This is a genomic window from Nocardiopsis valliformis DSM 45023 (assembly GCF_000340985.1).
GTDB lineage: Bacteria > Actinomycetota > Actinomycetes > Streptosporangiales > Streptosporangiaceae > Nocardiopsis > Nocardiopsis exhalans.
In genome coordinates, this window is record NZ_ANAZ01000025.1 from 73,052 (window position 1) to 92,379 (window position 19,328).

The 19,328-nt window shown below is 69.2% G+C and carries 21 protein-coding genes; 17 read left to right on the forward strand and 4 right to left on the reverse strand.

The window, feature by feature from the left end; genetic code table 11:
* Positions 1-99: 99 nt before the first annotated feature.
* From D457_RS0122070 to D457_RS0122080, 3 genes are all read left to right on the forward strand, one after another.
* Positions 100-342: a TM2 domain-containing protein gene (locus D457_RS0122070; RefSeq protein WP_017582851.1), complete on the forward strand. Its 243-nt coding sequence runs from the start codon at positions 100-102 to the stop codon at positions 340-342.
* Between the two features lie 159 nt (positions 343-501).
* On the forward strand, positions 502-1,509 hold the full coding sequence (locus D457_RS0122075) for a glycosyltransferase family 2 protein (RefSeq protein WP_017582852.1): 1,008 nt from the start codon (positions 502-504) through the stop codon (positions 1,507-1,509).
* Between the two features lie 106 nt (positions 1,510-1,615).
* Positions 1,616-2,704 carry a DUF4429 domain-containing protein gene (locus D457_RS0122080; protein ID WP_017582853.1) on the forward strand — a complete coding sequence of 363 codons (1,089 nt, stop codon included), beginning with the start codon at positions 1,616-1,618 and terminating at the stop codon, positions 2,702-2,704.
* A 12-nt stretch (positions 2,705-2,716) separates the two neighbouring features.
* Here D457_RS0122080 and D457_RS0122085 read toward each other — a convergent pair whose 3' ends face one another.
* Both D457_RS0122085 and D457_RS0122090 read right to left on the reverse strand, forming a co-directional pair.
* Positions 2,717-3,490 carry a glycerophosphodiester phosphodiesterase gene (locus D457_RS0122085; RefSeq protein ID WP_017582854.1) on the reverse strand — a complete coding sequence of 258 codons (774 nt, stop codon included), beginning with the start codon at positions 3,488-3,490 and terminating at the stop codon, positions 2,717-2,719.
* Positions 3,487-4,239 (reverse strand): IspD/TarI family cytidylyltransferase, encoded by a 753-nt coding sequence (locus tag D457_RS0122090; RefSeq protein ID WP_017582855.1) that lies wholly within the window; start codon positions 4,237-4,239, stop codon positions 3,487-3,489. The genes D457_RS0122085 and D457_RS0122090 overlap by 4 nt, the downstream gene beginning before the upstream one ends.
* A gap of 347 nt (positions 4,240-4,586) precedes the next feature.
* Here D457_RS0122090 and D457_RS0122095 point away from each other — a divergent pair, with 347 nt between their 5' ends.
* The 8 genes from D457_RS0122095 (at position 4,587) to D457_RS0122130 (ending at position 11,715) form a co-directional block, all read left to right on the forward strand.
* The gene (locus D457_RS0122095) at positions 4,587-5,432 is read left to right on the forward strand and encodes an ABC transporter permease (RefSeq protein ID WP_017582856.1); all 846 of its coding nucleotides are present in this window, start codon (positions 4,587-4,589) and stop codon (positions 5,430-5,432) included.
* Positions 5,433-5,539: 107 nt separating this feature from the next.
* The gene (locus tag D457_RS0122100; protein WP_449406555.1) at positions 5,540-6,349 is read left to right on the forward strand and encodes an ABC transporter ATP-binding protein; all 810 of its coding nucleotides are present in this window, start codon (positions 5,540-5,542) and stop codon (positions 6,347-6,349) included.
* Positions 6,350-6,549: 200 nt separating this feature from the next.
* Entirely contained in the window at positions 6,550-7,287 is a 738-nt protein-coding gene (locus D457_RS0122105; protein ID WP_017582858.1) for a hypothetical protein, read from the forward strand.
* A complete protein-coding gene (locus D457_RS0122110; RefSeq protein WP_017582859.1) occupies positions 7,284-8,021 on the forward strand; it encodes a DUF5941 domain-containing protein in 738 nt (245 codons plus the stop codon). Before D457_RS0122105 ends, D457_RS0122110 begins: the two co-directional genes overlap by 4 nt.
* Before the next feature lie 33 nt (positions 8,022-8,054).
* Entirely contained in the window at positions 8,055-8,786 is a 732-nt protein-coding gene (locus tag D457_RS0122115) for a phosphocholine cytidylyltransferase family protein (RefSeq protein WP_017582860.1), read from the forward strand.
* 5 nt (positions 8,787-8,791) lie between these two features.
* The gene (locus D457_RS0122120) at positions 8,792-9,841 is read left to right on the forward strand and encodes an iron-containing alcohol dehydrogenase family protein (RefSeq protein WP_017582861.1); all 1,050 of its coding nucleotides are present in this window, start codon (positions 8,792-8,794) and stop codon (positions 9,839-9,841) included.
* Entirely contained in the window at positions 9,819-10,589 is a 771-nt protein-coding gene (locus D457_RS0122125) for a CDP-alcohol phosphatidyltransferase family protein (protein ID WP_017582862.1), read from the forward strand. Before D457_RS0122120 ends, D457_RS0122125 begins: the two co-directional genes overlap by 23 nt.
* Positions 10,590-10,884: 295 nt before the next feature.
* On the forward strand, positions 10,885-11,715 hold the full coding sequence (locus D457_RS0122130; protein ID WP_193374533.1) for a glycosyltransferase: 831 nt from the start codon (positions 10,885-10,887) through the stop codon (positions 11,713-11,715).
* A 395-nt stretch (positions 11,716-12,110) separates the two neighbouring features.
* Here the strand turns inward: D457_RS0122130 and D457_RS0122135 are convergent, their stop codons facing one another.
* Positions 12,111-12,608: a MarR family transcriptional regulator gene (locus D457_RS0122135; protein ID WP_017582864.1), complete on the reverse strand. Its 498-nt coding sequence runs from the start codon at positions 12,606-12,608 to the stop codon at positions 12,111-12,113.
* 169 nt (positions 12,609-12,777) lie between these two features.
* Here D457_RS0122135 and D457_RS0122140 point away from each other — a divergent pair, with 169 nt between their 5' ends.
* The 6 genes from D457_RS0122140 (at position 12,778) to D457_RS0122165 (ending at position 18,560) form a co-directional block, all read left to right on the forward strand.
* A complete protein-coding gene (locus D457_RS0122140; RefSeq protein WP_017582865.1) occupies positions 12,778-13,944 on the forward strand; it encodes a PP2C family protein-serine/threonine phosphatase in 1,167 nt (388 codons plus the stop codon).
* Positions 13,945-14,084: 140 nt separating this feature from the next.
* Entirely contained in the window at positions 14,085-14,963 is an 879-nt protein-coding gene (locus D457_RS0122145; protein ID WP_026116900.1) for an STAS domain-containing protein, read from the forward strand.
* 21 nt (positions 14,964-14,984) lie between these two features.
* The gene (locus D457_RS33125) at positions 14,985-15,401 is read left to right on the forward strand and encodes an STAS domain-containing protein (RefSeq protein ID WP_017582867.1); all 417 of its coding nucleotides are present in this window, start codon (positions 14,985-14,987) and stop codon (positions 15,399-15,401) included.
* Complete coding sequence (locus D457_RS0122155) at positions 15,398-15,835, forward strand: anti-sigma regulatory factor (RefSeq protein WP_017582868.1); 438 nt, start codon at positions 15,398-15,400, stop codon at positions 15,833-15,835. The genes D457_RS33125 and D457_RS0122155 overlap by 4 nt, the downstream gene beginning before the upstream one ends.
* Positions 15,832-16,878, forward strand: a complete 1,047-nt coding sequence (locus tag D457_RS0122160; RefSeq protein WP_017582869.1) for a SpoIIE family protein phosphatase — start codon at positions 15,832-15,834, stop codon at positions 16,876-16,878. The genes D457_RS0122155 and D457_RS0122160 overlap by 4 nt, the downstream gene beginning before the upstream one ends.
* Entirely contained in the window at positions 16,875-18,560 is a 1,686-nt protein-coding gene (locus D457_RS0122165) for a PP2C family protein-serine/threonine phosphatase (RefSeq protein ID WP_017582870.1), read from the forward strand. The genes D457_RS0122160 and D457_RS0122165 overlap by 4 nt, the downstream gene beginning before the upstream one ends.
* Positions 18,561-18,619: 59 nt before the next feature.
* Here D457_RS0122165 and D457_RS0122170 read toward each other — a convergent pair whose 3' ends face one another.
* Positions 18,620-19,225: a malonic semialdehyde reductase gene (locus D457_RS0122170; RefSeq protein ID WP_017582871.1), complete on the reverse strand. Its 606-nt coding sequence runs from the start codon at positions 19,223-19,225 to the stop codon at positions 18,620-18,622.
* Between the last annotated feature and the right edge of the window lie 103 nt (positions 19,226-19,328).

A 19,328-nucleotide genomic window follows, 5' to 3' on the forward strand; every position in this document is an offset into this window, starting at 1 on the left:
GAAGTACCGGCAGCCCGCTGTCGCACGCGTCCCCGCCTGTCAGGGGACGGTACGTCCGTCACCCCCAACTCCCTCCTCATGTCCCTGGAGTCAAACGAAATGAACGCGTACCCGCAGCACCCCGAGGCCCTGTCCCCCAAGGACTGGCTCACCACCGTCCTGCTCAGCTTCTTCCTCGGCGGTCTGGGCGTCCACCGCTTCTACACCGGTAAGACCGGAACCGGCGTCCTGATGATCCTCACCTGCGGTGGTCTCGGCATCTGGGCCCTGATCGACTTCATCATGGTCGTCACGGGCAACTTCAAGGACTCGGACGGCCTGCCGATCAAGAACAAGTCCTGATCCCCGGGTGTGACGGCGGAGCCGAGCGGTCCGGATCCCCGGGCCGCGTGCAGTACCGTTGAGCGCGCGTCAAGCCCCCGCGACACCTTCATGCCGTGCCATCGTGAAGGCCCCGGGGAGCCGGCGCAGTCCCGACAGTCTTGACCTTGGGAAGTGCCTGTGTCCTGGCCGCCTGTCTCCGTCGTCATGCCCGTACTGAACGAAGAGCGCCACCTCGCCGCAGCGGTGGAGCACGTCCTCGCCCAGGAGTACCCGGGCGAGCTCGAGGTCGTTCTGGGCGTCGGTCCCTCCTCGGACCGCACCCGCGAGGTCGCCGACGGCCTCGCCGCCGCCGACGCCCGGGTCAAGGTGGTGGACAACCCCACCGGCAAGACCCCCGCCGGGCTGAACGCCGCCATCAGCGCCTCCTCGCACGACATCGTCGCCCGCATCGACGGCCACGCGATGATGCCCTCCGACTACCTCAAGGTGGCGGTGGAGACCCTCGACGAGACCGGGGCCGACAACGTCGGCGGCATCATGGCTGCCGAGGGCACCACTCCCTGGGAGAAGGCCGTGGCCGCCGCCATGACCTCCAAGGTGGGCGTGGGCAATGCCCGCTTTCACACCGGCGGTGAGGGCGGTCCCGCTGACACCGTCTACCTCGGCGTCTTCCGCCGCTCGGCCCTGGAGCGGGTCGGCGGTTACGACGAGGCCTTCCTGCGCGCGCAGGACTGGGAGATGAACCACCGCATCCGCACCACCGGCGGCACCGTCTGGTTCCAGCCCCGGATGCAGGTCTCCTACCGTCCGCGCCGCAACATCAAGCTGTTGGCCAAGCAGTACTTCCACTACGGCCGCTGGCGGCGCGTGGTCGCCCGCCAGCACAAGGGCACGATCAACCTGCGCTACCTGGCCCCGCCGGTGGCCGTGGCCGGGATCACCGTCGGTCTGGTCGGCGGAGCGTTCTTCTGGCCGCTGTGGCTGGTGCCCGGCGCCTACCTGGCCCTGATCACCGCCGCATCGGTGCCGCTCACCCGCGGTCTGCCCGCCTCCTCGTGGCCGCTCATCCCAGTCGCGCTGGCCACCATGCACATGTCGTGGGGCGTCGGCTTCATCACCAGCCCGCCCGGGCTCGGCGCGGACTCCCGCACCGCCCGGTCGAACAGCGGCTCCAAGACCGCCTGACCCGAATCCCGCCGCCCCGAGCGGCCACATGCGGACGGCGTCCGCCCTCGAACGGGGGCGGACGTTCTGCTAGGCAAGGGGACCAAGGAAAGTCGGAGAGGGAGACATGGACGAGTTGCGTGGGGACCAGGCCGCCTGGGTGTTCGACGGTGAGTCGATCTCCATCAGGTACGAGACCAAGGGCTGGTTCAAGAGCCCGCTGCTCAAACTGCTCGGCAGTGTGGAACTCCCGGTCTCCGCGGTCCAGGGCGTGGACTTCCTCCCCGGAGCCGGGCGTAAGAAAGGCTGGGTGATGAACCTGCGGATGCACGACCGCATGGACCCCTACGCCGCCGTCGGGGCGATGCTCGACGAGAAGTCCGAGCCCTTCCGGCTGACCGGTCCGGCCAAGACCGAGCTGGTCGCGGAGTACCTGGCCGACCAGATCACGTTCGCCGCCAGTCAGGCCGGACCGCCCGACCCCGCGACCCCGACGCGCCTGGTGCCCGCCCTGCCCCTGCACATCAGGACCTGTGAGGGCACCGCGCGCCTGGAGGCCGGCCGGCTGACCCTGGTCTGGGGCGGCAGCTACGCGAGCAGCTACAAGAAGAAGAAACAGCGCCGGGAGTACGACCTCGCCGAGATCACCGGCGTGGAGTGGATGCCCCTGGACGACTGGGGCTGGGGCTTCGTCCGGTTCATCACCCGCAAGAACGCCGAGGGCACCTCGGCCAAACCCAAGAACGACCTCAACCTGCTGCGCGCCGGTGAGGAGGGCAACGAGATCCACCAGGTGCTCCTGCTCGCCGCCGCGGTGACCGCGCACCGCTGGACGCTGGGCGGGGCCACCAGACCCGTGCTCGAATCCGGCGCGGACGACACCGAGGAGGCCCCGCCCGGCTTCGACGACCCGGAGTGGTGGAAGGAGGCGGCCCGCAACACCATGGAGGTCATGCGCGGGCCGCGGCTGACCCTGAACCTGCCCGGCCTGGGGAGAGCCAAGGTCGGCGAGGACGATCCGAAGGGGCCGGCCGGGGCACAGCGGCCCCCGGAGGTCGAGCCCGCCCCGGCACCCGCACCGGACGCTGCCCCCGCGGGCGCCGACACCACGTGGATCTTCGAGCAGATCGAACGGCTCGGCGATCTCCACGCCAAGGGACTGCTCACCGACGAGGAGTTCAGCGCGAAGAAGGCCGAACTCCTCGACCGCATCTGAGCGGTTCCCGCCTCACTCGGTGCTCTCGGTGGCTTCCTTCAGCGCCGCCACCGCGCCGGGGACGTCGTCCACGACCACGGCGTCCATCCCGGCCCGGGCGAACCGCGCCGCGTCCACCGGGTCCGGGCACCAGGAGATCATCTCCAACCCGGCCCGGTGCGCCGTCTCCACCGTGTACTCCAGTTCCCGGCGGCCCGGCCGGGGGTTCTCCCCCGACAATCCCAGCGCCCGGGCGTCCACCGCCACGATCGGGCAGCCCATGCCCACCGCTCCCGGGACCGCCGTGTCCGCCGGGTTGCGCACGTAGGGCATCCACGCCGTCGCGACCCCCGGAGCGCCCTCGCGCACCCCCAGCAGCAGACCGGGGTCGAAAGAACAGACGAACATCCTGCGCCGCTCGGCCTCCCGGCGCAGGAACGGCAGGACCAGGGACAGGGTCCGCCGGGCCGGGGCGTCCACCCCGTCCTCCATCACCGTTTTGACGTCCACGTCCAGGCCCAGCTCGGTCGGGATCGCGGCCAGCCCTTCCTCCAGACCGGCCAGGCCCGCCGCCCGGCACTGCTCCTCGGTGAGGTCCACGATCGCGCGGCCGTCGTCCAGCGCCGCGTTGTGGAAGAGCACCAGCCGGTCGTCGGCGGTGCGGCGCACGTCGATCTCGATCCAGTCCGCGCCGGTCCGCGCCGCCAGTTCGAAGGAGACGGGCGTGTTCTCCAGCGCGCCGTCGACCACACCCCGGCCCGCGCCCCGGTGGCCGATCACCGCGGTGGCCCCGAAGATCCCGCTCATGAGGGTGCACCCGGATCCGCGTGCGCGCGCATCCGGCGCAGCAGGGTTTCGGCGACCTCCACGTCACCCGGGTTGGTCACCTTGATGTTGGTCTCCTCACCCGGCACGATCCGCACCTCCTCCTCGGGCAGGTACCGCAGCACCACCCCGCAGTCGTCGGTGGCCACCAACGAGGGATCGGCCATCGCCAGTTCGTAGGCGCGCCGGGCCACCCCCAGCCGGAAACCCTGGGGGGTCTGCATCCTGCGCAGTCGGGAACGGTCCGGGGTCTGCGCGATCACCTCGCCACCGGTGTGCCCCGGCGCCACCCGCACCACGGTGTCGGCGCTGGGCACCGCCACACCCACGGCCCCCGCCGAACCGAGCGCCGCCACACAGGCGGCGATCGTCCCCGCGCGCACCAGCGGTCGGGCCGCGTCGTGCAGCAGCGCCAGGTCGGAGTCGGCCGCCCCGGCCATCGCCGACAGCGCCGCGTAGGAGGTGTCCGTCCGGGTCGCCCCGCCCGGAAGCACCCGGGAGACCTTGCTGAAACCGGCCTCGGCGACGATGTCCTCGACCCGCCCCACGTACTCCTCGACCATCAGCACCACGATCTCGTCCACCTCGGGACTGGCCTCGAAGGCCGCGATCGAGTGCTCGATGATGGGCCGACCCTCCAGGGGCAGCAGCTGTTTGGGGGAGGGCGCGCCCATCCGGGCCCCGACCCCTCCGGCCAGAACCGCCGCGATCACCCGCGGACCTGCGGACATTGCTTCCCAACTTTCCTGAGGCGGGATGTCAGTCGCTGACCCTAGCCGAACCGGATGAAGGCGAGGTGGGCGGGAATGATGCGGATGTGGGGTACGCGGCACGTGGTTGGCACGGTCTGTCCGATGCAGCGGTAACCTATGGACGCCTGTTTGGCGTGCCCGGTCCATACCTCCTCTGATGCGGTCGTGGAGCCGGGCGCGGTTCGTGACATCCCTCGGTCATCCGAAACACCCCCGTTCCGGTCCGGTGAGGGTCCGACCGTGTGACCGCGTAGACGGCTGGTGCGCGCAGGCGATTTCGATAGACGCGACAGTCCGGCACATCGTGAACCGGACGATCTCAAACCTTGGAGGTGGCGGTGGCGTCAAGGACGCTGGCCGTCTGGGAGCACCGGAAGGTCGTCGGCCTCCTGGTCCGGCGCGACCTGAAGGTCAAGTACCAGCAGTCCGTGCTGGGTTACGCCTGGACGATGTTGGAACCCCTCGCGCTGACGATGGTGTATTTCTTCGTCTTCGGCGTCGTGCTCAATGCGGATCGGGGCATGCCGCCCGAGGCCATGGAGCACGGCGGTTACATCCTCTTCCTCGTGGCGGGGATCCTGCCCTGGACGATCTTCGGGTCGATCCTCGGCGAGGCACCGCGCGCGATGATCACTCACTCGAAGCTGATCACCACGATGAAGGTCCCCCGTGAGATCTTCCCCATGGCCACCGTCAGCACCAAGTTCGTCGAGTACCTGCTGACCTGGCCGGTCCTGCTGATCTTCGTGTTCGCGATGGGCGGCCAGTTCAGCTGGGAGGGCATGCTCCTCTGGCTGCCGCTGGCGATCGTGCTCACCTTCATGTTCGGTCTGGGAGTGACCCTGTTCCTGTCCGCGGTCAACGTGTTGCTCCGCGACGTGGAACGGCTGACACGTATCCTGACTCGCATCCTGTTCTACGGCTCGGCGATCCTGTTCCCGGCCGCCATGGTGCTCGATTCGAGTGCGCCTGGCTGGGCGAAGACGCTCTACGAGCTCAACCCGCTGATGGGTATCTTCCAGATGCACCGCACGGTGTGGTTCCCCGAGTACGCGGAACTAACGCCGAGTGCTCTCGCGTTGACCTCTGCGGTGGTCGGTTCCATCCTGATGTTCGTCATCGGATACTGGACGTTCCGCCGTCTGGAGATGTCCGTTCTGAAGGAGTTGTGATGGCGTCCACCTACGAGGCCGCGGTCACCAGCGGCCCGGTCATCGAGGCCAAGGGCCTCGGTGTGAAGTTCGCCGTGAACCGCCGCCGCAAGCGCAGTCTCCGTGAGATGTTCATCCACGGCAGCAAGCGCGACCCCAACGCCGAGGGCAACGAGTTCTGGCCGCTGCGTGACGTCTCCTTCGACATCGCCAAGGGCGACTGCGTGGGCATCGTCGGCAAGAACGGCACCGGCAAGTCGACCCTGCTCAAGATGATCGCCGGGGTGCTCATCCCGGACGAGGGCAAGGTCAGCGTGCACGGCAAGGTGGCTCCGCTACTGGAGCTGCGCGCCGGGTTCAACGACAACCTCACCGGGCGCGAGAACGTGTACCTGGTCGGTTCGCTGCACGGCATGACCGAGAAGGAGATCGACGAGCGCTTCGACGACATCGTCGACTTCGCCGAGGTCAAGCCGAAGTTCATCGACACCCCGGTGCGGCACTACTCCAGCGGTATGAAGGTGCGCCTGGGCTTCGCGCTCATCTCTCAGCTGGAGCACCCGATCATGCTGGTCGACGAGGTGCTCGCGGTGGGCGACAAGGCCTTCAAGCGCAAGTGCTACGAGGCCATCGACCGCATGCTCGCCAACGAGCGCACGATGGTGCTGGTCTCGCACAACGAGCATGACCTGCGCCGCTTCTGCAACCGCGGTCTGTACATCAAGGGCGGTTCGCTCGCCCTGGACACCGACATCGACTCCGCCCTGGCCGCGTACAACGCGGACACCAAGGTGGAGATCGAGGAGCGCAAGAAGAAGGACGCGGCCAAGAAGAAGCGGGCCGAGGAGGCGGAGAAGAAGGTCGACACGGAGCAGCAGGCCGTTGAGTCCGACTCCGCTGACAAGCCCAACGGCAAGGATGGCGGTCAGGCCGCCTGATGTGGGCGAATCCCCCCGAAGGCTGACGAAAGAGCGCACCCCGGACTGTTCCGGAGGTGCGCTCTTTCGCGTCCGGACCTGTCCGGAACGCCCTCGGAGGGCTGAAAGCGGCATCTCGGCGGCCATACGCGTGTCAGTGGTTGATTGCACACAGAGCGTAGGCGACGGTGACTCTCAGTTGAAACTGGGAGGGCACGGGCATGGCTGGCACAGTGGCGCGGGCGACCGCGCGAATGTTGGAGCGCAGGCACGTCACCCGTTCGGGGGTGACCCGGATCAGTGTCCTGCTGGCGGTCGCCGCGGCAGTCTGGTTCAGTCGGGCCGACCTCGCCGGCGCCCTGGCCGGGTCCGCGCTGCTCGGGCTGGTCCTGTTCTGTGACGCGGTCCGCTCCCGTATGCGGGCCAACCGCAGGGACGCCCTCACCGTTTGGACGGCCTCCATTGCCGCCCAGCTCCGGGAGTACGCCGTTTACGTCGGCCTCGCCTTCGGGGCGGCCGCCGCCGGGTTCACCAGCGCCTGGGGGTGGGCCGCCGGAGCGCTGATCGCCCTGGCCCTGCGTGACGCGCTCCTGGTGGCCCGCTCGGCCCCCGCGGCAGCCTCGGGGGGCTCGGGGGCGAATCCGCTCGCCCCGCCCGCGCAGCGTCGCGCTGAGGGCTTTCGGGTGCCTCCGCCCAGGCCTGGCTCCACCGGAAGCGCGGCTGCGACAGTCGCCCCCTCAGTGACTTCCCCGGTGGCGCCGGAAGTCGACGGAGGTCTGTCGCCGGTGCTCCTGGCTCGGCGGGTCATGGCCTTCGGTCAGACGACCCGCTTCCTCGTGATCGCCGTCGCCACCGTGGCCGTGGACGCGCGGATCGCCTTCCTCAGCCTGATCGTCGGCTGCGTCGTGGCGATCACCGGGGAGCTGGTCGATCCCTCCTCCCAGGGGGAGCGCCGATGAGCGCGAGGGAGGCGAGGGAGGAGCCCCCGAGCACGCGGGAACGCTTCGTGCCCACCATCCCCGACCTGCGCCTTCTTCGTGATGACAGTCACATCGGGGTGCTGCTGGGCAGGATCGTCCCGGGACTGGCTCCGCCGCTGCTCACCGCCGTCGCCGCGGCCGTCGTCGTCCTGGGGCTGATCGCGGCTGACGGGGGACAGCTCACAGGCATTACCCTGTTCGCACCGGCCGCTGCCCTGCTACTGTCCGGTCTGGCCTCGGGCCACCCCCACGACGGGCGGTACGACTGGCTCGTACCCCCGATCCTGCGCGTCACCGAGTACAGCTACCTGGCGGTCGTCGGGCTCGCGTCCGGCGTACCCGGTCCCCTGGTGTTCGTACTCTTGATGACGGTCGTCTGCCATCATCGCGACGACGTCGCACGGCCCGCCGTCGGTGTCAGCCGACCGGTGTGGGTGCGGCGCGCCGCGCTCGGCTGGGACGGTCGGATGCTCGTCATCGCGGTCGGGGGCGCGTTTTCCGCCCTCACCACCGCCTACGGCATACTCGCCGCATACCTGGCGATCCTGCTCGTCCGCGAGGCCGTGCGCACCTGGAGCGCCACACCGGTGACCGACGTGGGCGTCAGCGCCGTCACGCAGGGCGGCGACAACGCCGCCGTCCTGGGTGATCACCCGATCACCCGCCGGGGAGACGGGGGCCAACCGGCCGCCGGAACGAACGGGGAGGCGTGAGAGCCTCCTCGCACTAAGGAGGAACACGCCCTCATGCTCGGAATGGTTCTCGCCGCAGGCGCGGGGCGCCGTCTGCGCCCCTACACCGACACCCTGCCCAAGGCCCTGGTGCCTGTTGACGGCGAGACGACCATCATGGACATCTCGCTGCGTAACCTGGCCGCCGCCGGGCTCACCGACGTCGTCGTCGTGGTCGGTTACCGAGCCGAGGCCGTCGAGGAGCGCAAGGAGGCGCTGGAGAAGCGCCACGGCGTCAAGCTCACCCTCAGCTACAACGACAAGGCCGAGGAGTGGAACAACGCCTACTCCCTGTGGACCGCGCGTGAGTTCTTCTCCGAGGGCGTCCTCCTGGTCAACGGCGACACCGTGCACCCGGTGAGCGTCGAGGAAACGCTACTCGCCGCCCGGGGCCCGGAACTCCTCCTCGCGGTGGACAACGTGAAAACCCTCGCCGACGAGGAGATGAAGGTGACCCTCGACGACGAGGGCCACCTCAGCACCATCACCAAACTGATGGACCCAGCCACCGCCGCGGGTGAGTACATCGGCGCCACCCTCATCGAGGGTTCGCTGGCCCCGCGCCTGGCCGACGCCCTCAAAGCCACCTGGGAGCGCGACCCGCAGCTGTACTACGAGGACGGCTATCAGGAGCTCGTCCGCCGCGGTGAGAAGATCTCCGTCGCCCCCATCGGTAAGGTCGACTGGGTCGAGGTCGACAACCACGACGACCTGGCCAAGGCAAGGGAGATCGCGTGCCACTACTAGCCCGAATGCTCCCCTCCCCGCTGGCGATCGACGTTCGCCGGGGAGCCATCGCCTCGCTCGGAACGGTGCTGTCCGACCGCCGGATCGCCACCGAGGGACGCATCGCCGTCGCGGTGGGCCCGGGCCAGGGCGCACAGATCGCCGCTGACCTCGACCTGCCCAACTGCGAGGTCTTCAAGGTCGAGGAAGGCACCGTCGACGCGGCGACCGAACTGGGCCAGAAGCTGCGCTCCGGTGCTTATGAGGCCGTGGCCGGTATCGGCGGCGGCAAGATCATCGACGTCACCAAGTTCGCCGCGACCATGGCGGGCATCCCGATGGTGGCCGTGGCCACGAACCTGGCCCACGACGGCATCGCCTCTCCCGTCAGCTCTCTGGAGCACGAGGGTGGCAAGCCGTCCATCGGCGTCACCATGCCCCTCGCGATCGTCATCGACGTCGACTACGTCCGGGCGGCCCCGCCACACCTGGTGCGCTCCGGTATCGGTGACGTGGTCAGCAACATCTCGGCCATCGAGGACTGGGAGCTCGCCGGGAAGGTGAACGACGAGCCGATCGACAGCATGGCCGTCACGTTCGCGCGCGTGGCCGCCGAGGCGGTCCTGCACCGCCCCGACTCGATCGACTCCGAGGGGTTCATCAAGATCCTGGCCGAGGGCCTGGTGCTGTCCGGCATGGCCATGGTGGTCGCCGGGTCCAGCCGCCCGGCGAGTGGCGCCTGCCACGAGATCCTGCACGCCATCACCCAGCTCTACCCCGGTACGAGCAACCACGGTGAGCTCGCCGGTCTGGGTGCGCTGTACGCGTCCTACCTGCGGGTCAAGCACCTGGACTGGCCGCAGGCGCGGATGGATGAGATCAGGAACTGCCTGATCCGCCACGACCTGCCGATCGTGCCCTCCGACGTCGGTCTCGACGAGGCTTCGTTCGCGCGTGCGGTGGCCCACGCCCCGGGCACCCGCCCGGGCCGGTTCACCATCCTTGAACACCTGAACCTCTCCGAGGACGAGATCGGGCGGAGTGTCGCGGACTATGTCGAAGCCGTCGGTCGCTGAGGTCCGCGCGGGCGGCCAGCCCGCGGGGATCAAGGAGCGCGTCAATGAGGAGCACTGGGCGGGCCGTCTCTACATGCGGGACATCTCCCCGTACCTGACGACCCTCTTCGTGCGCCTGCGCGTGCCGCCGAACCCCATCACCTACCTGATGATGGTCTTCGGCGTGCTGGCCGGTGTGATCGTGGCCTTCGGCGGACTGTGGTCGGCGATCCTCGCCGCCGTGTTCGTGCAGATCTACCTCCTGCTGGACTGCTCCGACGGCGAGGTGGCCCGCTACACCGGCCGCACCAGCGTGGCCGGGATCTACCTGGACCGCATCGGGCACTACGTGTCCGAGGTCGCCCTGCTGATCGGCCTGGGCATCCGCGCCCAGGGTGAGTTCGAGGCGGGCGGCTGGGTCATCCTGGGCATGACCGCTGCGCTCGGTGTCGTTCTGATCAAGGCCGAGACCGACAACGTTGTGGTGGCCCGGGCCAAGGCCGGCCTGCCGGAGAAGATCTCCGAGGAGGCCATGAAGCCGAAGTCCTCGGGGCTGAGCCTGGCCCGCCGCCTGGCCTCCATGCTGAAGGTGCACCGCCTGATCCAGGCGGTCGAGCTGTCCCTGATCGTGGTGGTGGCGGCCGTGGCCGACCTCTTCCTCGGGGACCTGATGGCCACCCGGATCCTGGTCGTGGCCTGCGCGGGCGTGGCGGTTCTGATGAGCTTCGCGCACTTCGTGAGCGTGCTCGCCTCCCGCCGCCTCGAGTAACGCGATGATGACGTTTTGACGTCTCCTACGGAGCCGTGAGCGATACCCCGTTCACGGCTCCGTACACTTCGTTTTTATCCTTTCGTTAGTCTGTTTCTGCGAAAGTTGGCAGGTGTACACCTGCCAGTCGCACGACGTCCACTGAACGGTCGCAACCATGGCCACACCCGTGATCCCTCCCCCGCAAGGCTCCGACGCGTCCGCCACGCGTTCGACCCGCGCGCCAGGAGCCGAACGGAGCAGCTCCCAGGTGCCCGGTACCGGAAAGCCCACCCTGTCCTGCGTTCTGCTCACCATGGGCAATCGCCCGGCCGAGCTGCGCCGCGCGATCACCAGCGTGTTCGAGCAGGAGGGTGCGGACGTCGAGGTCGTCGTCGTCGGTAACGGCGCCGACCTGCCCGAGCTGCCGGAGGGCGTCACCACGGTGCGCCTGCCGGAGAACGTGGGCATCCCCGCGGGCCGTAACGAGGGCGTGCGGGCGACCAGCGGCGACATCGTCCTGTTCCTGGACGACGACGGCTGGTACCGGTCCATGGACCTGGCTAGGCACGTGCGTGAACGCTTCGCCGCCGAACCGGCCCTGGGAGCGCTGTCGTTCCGCATCGCCGACCCCGACGGCGGCCCCGACCAGCGCCGCCATGTACCGCGGCTGCGCGTGGGCGACTCCCGCAAGTCCAGTGTGGTCACCACCTTCCTCGGCGGCGCCAGCGCCGTCCGCCGCACCGCCTTCGACGAGGGCGGCGGCCTGCCCGGCGAGTTCTTCTACGCCCACGAGGAGACCGACCTCGCCTGGCGCATCATGGACTCCGGGTACACCATCGAGTACGACGCCGACGCTGTGATGTACCACCCGGCCGTCGCACCGACCCGGCACGAGAACTTCTACCGGCTCAACGCCCGCAACCGGGTGTGGCTGGCCCGCCGTAACCTCCCGTGGCTGCTGGCCTTCGCCTACCTGGGCACCTGGGTGGGCCTCACGGTGCTGCGCGAGCGGGACCGCGCCGCACTCAAGTCCTGGTTCGCCGGTTTCCGCGAGGGCTGGCGCGAGGACGCGGGCCCGCGCACCCCCATCAGCTGGAAGACCGCCTGGCGGATGACCCGAGCTGGCCGCCCCCCGATCATCTGACCGAACTCGTTCTGTCCTTGCGCCGAGGGGTGCGTGCCACGTGGCACGCACCCCTCGAGCGATACCCCCGTAAGGGATCTCTTGCCCCTGCTCGAAGCCGCCTCGCACTGGCGCGGGCAGCCGCGGGGCGGCGCCGGGATCCGGTGCCGTCGGCCCGGGCCGTAGTGGTCGGAGCGGTCGTCGTCAGCTACGGACCGGGTGCGGGCCCACACAGCCGTTGACTCGGGGGCGGCCGTGCCCGCCCTCCTGCCCGGATCCGGTGAGGCTCACGGCCTGGTTCCCGTGGGCCCGGGTCGGTACGCGCGGGTCTGTGCGGCAGGCATCATAAATGTTGCTTCTTGACAATAATTAACCTTGTGGGCATTGTTCTCGAAGGAAGACGCGAGCAGTGTGGCTTACGCTGAATGGAAGCCACGCTGCTCGCGTTCAGCCCCTCCGGCGTCGCTGTCGGCACGGTTCGCCGCCTCCCGGAAGGCGGTGAGTCCCTCCAGCAGCATCGCTCGTTTCCTCGGGGGCATCAGGGCGACGACCGCGTGGAGCTCCTGCTCCCGCCGGTCGCGCAGGTCCCGGATGAAGGAGCGCCCACTCTCGGTCAGCCAGACCCTCAACTCGCGACGGCTGTTGGGGCTGGAGGTCCTGTTCACGAAACCGACTGCTTCCAGGCGGTCGCACAGCCTGCTGACAGATGGAGGGGTGGAGCCCAGACGATCGGTGACGGTCCTGAGGTTCACACCGTCCTCATTCTCGAGAATGAACAGAACCTTCAGTTGGGACGCCGATACCGGAGCGGTCGCCACCGCGCGCCCCCGCCCCCACAGCACCTCGACCAACTCGGTCGCTTCCGAGGCGATCCGGGTGGCGTCATACGCCTTGTCCTGCGATTCAGCACTCACTTTCCAGCCTCACCACATCACGGTTGTGGGTCGAACCCGTGCCTTGGTCGGCAGTCGGGTATCTCCAAGACCATAACGGAACGCCCGGTTCCGTGCCCGCCGACCGTGTCCAGCCCACAACCCGGTGGACACGCAGAGAATCCCGCACAGAAAACACAGGTTGACGACTTTGAACGGTTACGAGGCGGTCGTACGGGCCCTGCAACAGGCCAAGCCCGACGGACTGCTGACGGCGCTCCGCGGTGCCTTGGGAGCGCATTACAGCGTGCTGGCAGTGGATCTTCTGTTGGCCGACTACGGAATGACGGCACTGTGTTACGTCACCGAGCCGAACGAGCACCCCAGGCAGCACTCGCTGTTCAACAGCGTGGATGGCCGGGCCTTCGGATCCCAGACGAGCCTGGTGGAGAAGTTCGCGGGTGCCGGACGATCGGTCGTTCGTCTTCCGGTGAGTGTGCGGGGAGACCGTCTGGGTGTTCTCGTGGTGGAGCTGCCCACCGCCGAACCGGACCGAGGCGTCCTCCGCGAACTGGAGCGGATCGCGAGGACCCTGGGGCACGAACTCCTCGTCGCCGAACGGGACACCGACCTGTACCGGGAGATTCGGCGCCGCGACCGCCTCACCCTGGCAGCCGAGATGCAGTGGGACCTGCTGGCGGGCCGCGCCTATGAATGCCCCGAGTACAGCCTCGGGGCGCAGCTGGAGCCCGCCTACGCCATCCACGGTGACAACTTCGACTGGTCGGCCGGGAGCGACCGCCTCCTGCTCAGCGTCACCAACGGTATGGGGGAGGGCATCGAGGCGTCCCTGCTGACAAGCCTGGCCGTCAACGCCCTGCGCAACGCCCGGCGGGCCGGGGTCCCGTTGGCCGACCAGGTCGCTCTCGCGGACAAGGCCGTCTACGCCCAGCACTCCGGTGAGCGCTACCTTGATGTGCTCCTTCTCTCCTTCGATCCCGCCACCGGAGAGGTTGAGGTGGTCGATGCCGGATCGCCCCGTCTGTACGTGTTGCGGGACGACACGGTGATCCACTACCCCTTCGAGGCCCAGATGCCGCTGGGTATGGCGGAGGACACCATCTACACGGCGCAGCACTTCATGGTCCAGCGCGGGGACCGGCTCGTGTTCGTCAGTGACGGGGTCTTTGACGCCTACGGTCCCGGATCCGACTTCTTCGGTGCCCGGGCGTTGGCGCGCTCGATCCTCTCGACCCGGCTGCTCCCCGCGGCCTCAGTGCCCCAGGAGATCCTGCGCAACCTCACCGACTACCGCCAGGGCTCGACCAGTGAGGATGACGCCCTGGTCGTGTGCCTCGACTGGTGGGGCAAGGGCTGACCTCCGGCACCGAGCGCGCCGGGTCCGCTCGCCCTCGGTGGGGATCCCTCCCGAGCGAGGGGCCGGGTCGACAACCGACAGTTCCGGCGGCCTTCTGGTAGACAGTTGTCGGGCGGCAACCAAAAAACGATGGGATCCACATGACCGAAGTCCCCCCGGCAGGGAACGCGCCACAGACGGTGGCGCGGCTTCTGAGGGTGAGAAACGAGCAGATCGCCCAGCGCTGGGCGGACCTGCCGCTCTTCCAAGCGGTTTTCACCGTCACCAGGGATGAGGCGGTGGAAGCCTGCCACGCGGTCCTCGAATCTCTGGCCCAGGTGGCTGAGAGCGGCAGGGTGGGTGACATCGACGCTCCGGGTTTCGGATCGATCCGGCAACAATTGGCCGCGATGAGCGCCTCGAGGACCCGCTCGGGGCTTTCCATCGGCCAGGTCGACCGCGAGGTCGGAGCGCTCGGTGCGGCCCCCGTCGAGGTCCTGGAGCGCGAGACGGCTGAAACGGACGAGGCGGACGCGCTCCGGGCCCGGCTCCTGTGGACCGAGCTTCTGTCCACTCTCAGAGTGGTGGTCATCGAGACCACGCTCCAGGAGAACCGTGACATCGTAGACCGCCAGCGCCAGCAGCTGATGGAGATGACCACCCCGGTCATCAAGCTCTGGGACCGGTTGGTGGCCGTCCCCCTGATCGGCATGCTCGACAGCGCCCGCAGCCAGGTGGTGATGGAGAACCTCCTGGAGGCCGTCGTCGAGCACAACGCGACCATGGCCATCCTCGACATCACCGGGGTGCCCACAGTCGACTCCCTCGTCGCCCAGCACCTGATGAAGACCGTCGCCTCCGCCCGCCTCATGGGGGCCGATTGCGTGATCTCGGGCATCCGGCCCGCGATCGCCCAGACCATCGTCCAGCTAGGACTCGACCTCGGCCCGGTCACCACCCGGGCCACCCTCGCCGACGCGCTGGAACTGGCGCTGGAACGGCAGAGCGACAAGGACCAGGGGTTCGTGCCCCGCCGCTGACAGACCGATCGGACCACAACCGTGCAGCCTGGATCATCCCCCGTTCCCGTTCTGGACCTGGGTGGCGTCCTGCTCATCAGCATCCAGGGGGAGCTCCCCGACAACGCGGCCGTCGACCTGCGGACGGACGTGACCCTCACCGTGTCCAGAACCGGAGCCCGAGGGGTCATCATCGACATCAGCGGACTCGACATGGTCGACTCCTTCCTGGCCAGGGTCCTGGCAGAGGTGGCCGCCAGCGCCCGGCTGCTGGCCGCTCAGGTTGTGCTGGTGGGCATGCGTCCCGGCGTCGCCATCACCCTGGTGGAGCTGGGGCTCACCCTCCCCGGCTTGGAGACCGCGCGAAACGTTACCGAGGCGGCCTCCCGGTTCGGGGTCGAGATCCGGGACACCGGTGTCCGATCCGCCGCCAGGGGCAACGATCGGACACCGTCGTGAGCACCCATGAGCGCACCACCGTCAGCCTTCCGGTCCGCAGTGACGCCGATCTCATAACCGTGCGTCAGCGTGTGCGCACCCTGGCCCTGGAGCTCGGGTTCGGCCTGGTCCAGCAGACCAAGCTGGTGACCGCGGCCAGTGAACTCGCCCGCAACACCCTCGTCCACGGCGGCGGGGGCACCGTCACCATGGACGAGGTCTGCGACAGTCGGGGCCGCCAGGGGCTCTCCCTGACCTTCGGTGACGACGGGCCCGGCATCAGCGATGTCGAACAGGCGCTGTGTGACGGTTACTCCACCGCCGGAGGGCTTGGTATGGGACTGAGCGGCTCCAAGCGCCTGGTCGATGAGTTCTCGGTGAACACGGAACCGGGCGAGGGCACCACTGTCACCATCACCCTGTGGTCGGGCCCCGCACCCTATGGACTCCGATGACCAGGGTCTGGGACGTGGCGGTCGGTGACTCCACACTGGTCCGCCGGGCCAGGGAGGCCGCGGAGGAAGCTGCCGCCGCGGCCGGCCTGGGACCGGCCAGGGCCGCGGACGCCGCCCTGACCGCTACGGAACTGGCGACCAACGCGGTCAAGTACGCGGGCGGGGGCCGGATCGTCGCCGAGGTGGCGCGCGACGACTGGGGCAACGCCCGCGCTCTGCAGATCCTCGCCTTGGACCACGGACCGGGTATCCCCGACGTGTCCGGGGCCATGGCCGACGGTTATTCCACCGGAGGCTCGCTCGGCAGCGGACTGGGCGCCTGCGCTCGGGCCTGCGACCACTTCGAGATCGACAGCGCCCCCGGGCGGGGCACCCTCGCCCTGGCCCGCATCGCCGCGCCCGAGCACAGCGCCCTGTTCGTCGGTCCCGCCATCACCGGAGGCCTGCACCTGCCGCTCGGCGGTCGTCCCGAGTCCGGCGACGGACTGGCTTTCCGCAGCGGCTCGGGACACCGCACTGTCATGCTCGCTGACGGCCTCGGGCACGGGCCCGCGGCGGCGGAGGCCAGCGACACCGCCGCCAGCACGGTGCGACGTCAGGCCGGGGAGCCCCCCGAGGCACTGCTGCGTCTGCTGCACACCGAATTGCGGTCCACCCGGGGCGCCGCCCTGGCCATCGCCGACATCGACGAGTCGGCCCACCGGTTGACCTTCTGCGGGGTCGGTAACGTGAGCGCCCGGCTGTACAGCGGTGGGCGCTGGGAGACCCTGCTTTCCCAGCCCGGCATCGTCGGTGCGTTCGGGCTGCGCACCCCGGTACCGCTTCGCCGGGTGTGGAACCGGGGCGACCTCCTCGTGCTCTACACCGATGGGCTTCCCAGCCGCTGGTCCCCCGACGGGGTCGAGCGCCTGCTCAACCATGACGCCGCGCTGATCGCCGGACGGGTCTTCCGTGACGCGGGCAGTGCCGCCCGCCCCCTGCGGGACGACACCGCCGTCGCTGTCGTGTTGCACACCGAACGCTTCGAGGGGAAGACGGTATGAGTCACCATCTCCTGTGTGAAGCCGTCCGCTCCCCGGTGGACGTGGCTCTGGCCCGCGCGCGTATCGGGCACATCCTGCGAGCGGCCCCGCACGCCCCGGACGCCGCGGCGGAGTTCCTGTCCGTCACCACTGAGCGCGCGCTGGACCAGGTGGAGTCCGGTCGGCCCGGTGAGGTGCGGTTGGAAGTGTCGAGCGACCACCGCGTGCTGCGGGTCACCGTCGCGGGGGACGGACGGGAAGCGCAGGCCTGGGTCGGGACCCTGAACCTCGAGAGCCCCCTGCCGAGGCCTGGGCAGGGAAGGGAAGGTCCCGCGAAGGACGTCTCCGAAGTCGAACTACTGTCCGTCCAGCAGCTGGCCGACGACCGCCGCCACCTGCGGGTGGCCCGCCTGGCCCGTGAGCGAGCCGACGAACTCGCCTCGCACCAGAGGGAGCTGGAGGAGACCAACCAGGGTGTTCTGGCACTGCACGCAGAACTCGCCCAGGCCAGCGACGAGCAGCGTCGTCTGCTGCGTGCCGAGCGCGCGGCGCGGGACGAGGCCGAGAGCGCACGCAACCGGTTGACCTTTCTGTCAGCGGCCAGCGCCCAGCTCATGACCACTCTCCAGCGCCCGGAGATCTACGGGCGCCTGGAGAAACTCCTCGTTCCGGCGTACGCGCTGGCGGTCGACCTCTGGGTGTGCGCCGAGGACGACACCCTGGTCGCCCTCGGCGGCTCCGACACGCAGGAACCTCCGGCCGAGGTCGTCCGCGCGGTGAGTGAGCGCCTTCCCGTGGACGGCGAGCCCAAGAGCGACGGAGTGCGTGGCACGGCCTTCCCCTTACTGCTGCCCTCCGAGTCGCTTGGGGCCATGGTGCTGCACCGCGTCGCCGACGTGGAGGACGACAGCCTGATGCTGGGCGAGCTCGCCCGCCGGGTCGCCTCGGCGCTGGACAACGCCCAGCGCTTCGAGCACGAGCGCGACACCGCCTCCGCGCTCCAACGGGCCATGCTCACCCAGTTGCCCCGGGTCCCCGGACTGGAACTCACCGCCCGCTACCTCCCCGCCGAGGACGGCATGAACGTGGGCGGGGACTGGTACGACGTCTTCCCCCTGGATGACGGCGAGTACATCGGCGTGGTCGGGGACGTCACCGGGCACGGTATCCACGCCGCGGTCACCATGGGCCAGCTGCGGACCGCTCTGCGCGCCTACGCGGTGGACGAGCGCAGCCCGGCCGCCCTTCTTGGGCTCCTGCACCGGCTGCTCGACCGTCTGGAACCGGACCTGTTCGCCACGGCCGTCATCATCCGTTTCCGACAGGGCGGTTCCGAGGTGACCATGGCCTCGGCCGGGCACCCGCCACCGCTGCTGAGCAAAGCGCCGGGCGAGGCCACCCCGATCGAGATGCCATCGGGCGGCATGCTGGGCCTCCCCGTCGACCTCACCCACACCGACCACCGCGTGGAGATTCCGCCGGGCAGAGCACTGCTGCTGTACACCGATGGCCTGGTCGAACGCCGTGGGGAGTCCATCGACGACGGCATCGCCCGTCTGGCGGAGGGCTTCGGAACCGCCTTTCGAACGGGCGGTCACCCGGAGCGGGCCGCCGACGAACTGCTGTCCTCGGCCCTGCGCGGCCACTCCTACGACGACGACGTCTGCATGTTGCTCCTGAGCCCGACCGCGGACACCGACTGACCCGAACAAGGAAGGGCGGGCGCCGCGCGGCGCCCGCCCCCTCCACGGCTGTTCCGGGATCAGATCTCGGTGACGGCCTCTTCGTAGTCCAGCCGCGGCAGACGGTCGAACCAGGCGTCGGGGCCCGGCTTGCCGATGTTCATGACGACGACCGGTGTCTGGGTCGAGTCCTCGCCGAAGAGTTCCTTGCGGACGCCCTCGGCGTCGAAGCCGGTCATCGGGCCGGCGGCCAGACCGGCGGCGCGCACGCCCATGATCAGGTAGGCGACCTGGAGGAAGGCGTTCTGCAGCGCCATGGACTCGCGGGCCTCGACCGGCATGCCGGCGAAGTTGTCGCGCGCGTCCGGCATGACCGGGAAGGTCTTCGGGAAGTGCTCGTGGAAGGAGCTGTCCGCGGACAGGACCAGGGCCAGCGGGGCCGTCGAGGTCTTGGGGGCGTTGTTGCCCGCCATGTGCTTGACGAGGCGCTCGCGGGCCTCGGGGGAGCGGACGGCGGTGACGCGCAGCGGCTGGTTGTTCATCGCCGTGGGGCCGTACTTGACCAGGTCATAGATGGCGCGCAGCTGCTCGTCGGTCACCGGTTCGTCGGTGAAGGTGTTGGCGGTGCGGGCGCTACGGAACAGCAGGTCCTGGGCGTCCTTGTGCAGGACCAGGGTGTCAGTCATGGCGAAACCTCGGCGGTGCTCGTGCGGGTGGTGGGAGCCGTCGGAGGACGACTACCGGTCCCAACCTAGTTGACTGGGAAGATATTTCCACACAAACAATATG

Bases quoted from the DNA above. Each gene is read 5' to 3' on its own strand.
- D457_RS0122165 (WP_017582870.1), top strand. From the start codon at position 16,875: ATGAGTCACCATCTCCTGTGTGAAGCCGTCCGCTCCCCGGTGGACGTG.
- D457_RS0122130 (WP_193374533.1), top strand. From the start codon at position 10,885: ATGGGCAATCGCCCGGCCGAGCTGCGCCGCGCGATCACCAGCGTGTTC.
- D457_RS0122120 (WP_017582861.1), top strand. From the start codon at position 8,792: ATGCTCCCCTCCCCGCTGGCGATCGACGTTCGCCGGGGAGCCATCGCC.
- D457_RS0122100 (WP_449406555.1), top strand. From the start codon at position 5,540: ATGTTCATCCACGGCAGCAAGCGCGACCCCAACGCCGAGGGCAACGAG.
- D457_RS0122080 (WP_017582853.1), top strand. From the start codon at position 1,616: ATGGACGAGTTGCGTGGGGACCAGGCCGCCTGGGTGTTCGACGGTGAG.
- D457_RS0122070 (WP_017582851.1), top strand. From the start codon at position 100: ATGAACGCGTACCCGCAGCACCCCGAGGCCCTGTCCCCCAAGGACTGG.
- D457_RS0122170 (WP_017582871.1), bottom strand. From the start codon at position 19,225: ATGACTGACACCCTGGTCCTGCACAAGGACGCCCAGGACCTGCTGTTC.
- D457_RS0122125 (WP_017582862.1), top strand. From the start codon at position 9,819: ATGTCGAAGCCGTCGGTCGCTGAGGTCCGCGCGGGCGGCCAGCCCGCG.
- D457_RS0122110 (WP_017582859.1), top strand. From the start codon at position 7,284: ATGAGCGCGAGGGAGGCGAGGGAGGAGCCCCCGAGCACGCGGGAACGC.
- D457_RS0122105 (WP_017582858.1), top strand. From the start codon at position 6,550: ATGGCTGGCACAGTGGCGCGGGCGACCGCGCGAATGTTGGAGCGCAGG.
- D457_RS0122160 (WP_017582869.1), top strand. From the start codon at position 15,832: ATGACCAGGGTCTGGGACGTGGCGGTCGGTGACTCCACACTGGTCCGC.
- D457_RS0122145 (WP_026116900.1), top strand. From the start codon at position 14,085: ATGACCGAAGTCCCCCCGGCAGGGAACGCGCCACAGACGGTGGCGCGG.
- D457_RS0122090 (WP_017582855.1), bottom strand. From the start codon at position 4,239: ATGTCCGCAGGTCCGCGGGTGATCGCGGCGGTTCTGGCCGGAGGGGTC.
- D457_RS0122115 (WP_017582860.1), top strand. From the start codon at position 8,055: ATGCTCGGAATGGTTCTCGCCGCAGGCGCGGGGCGCCGTCTGCGCCCC.
- D457_RS0122085 (WP_017582854.1), bottom strand. From the start codon at position 3,490: ATGAGCGGGATCTTCGGGGCCACCGCGGTGATCGGCCACCGGGGCGCG.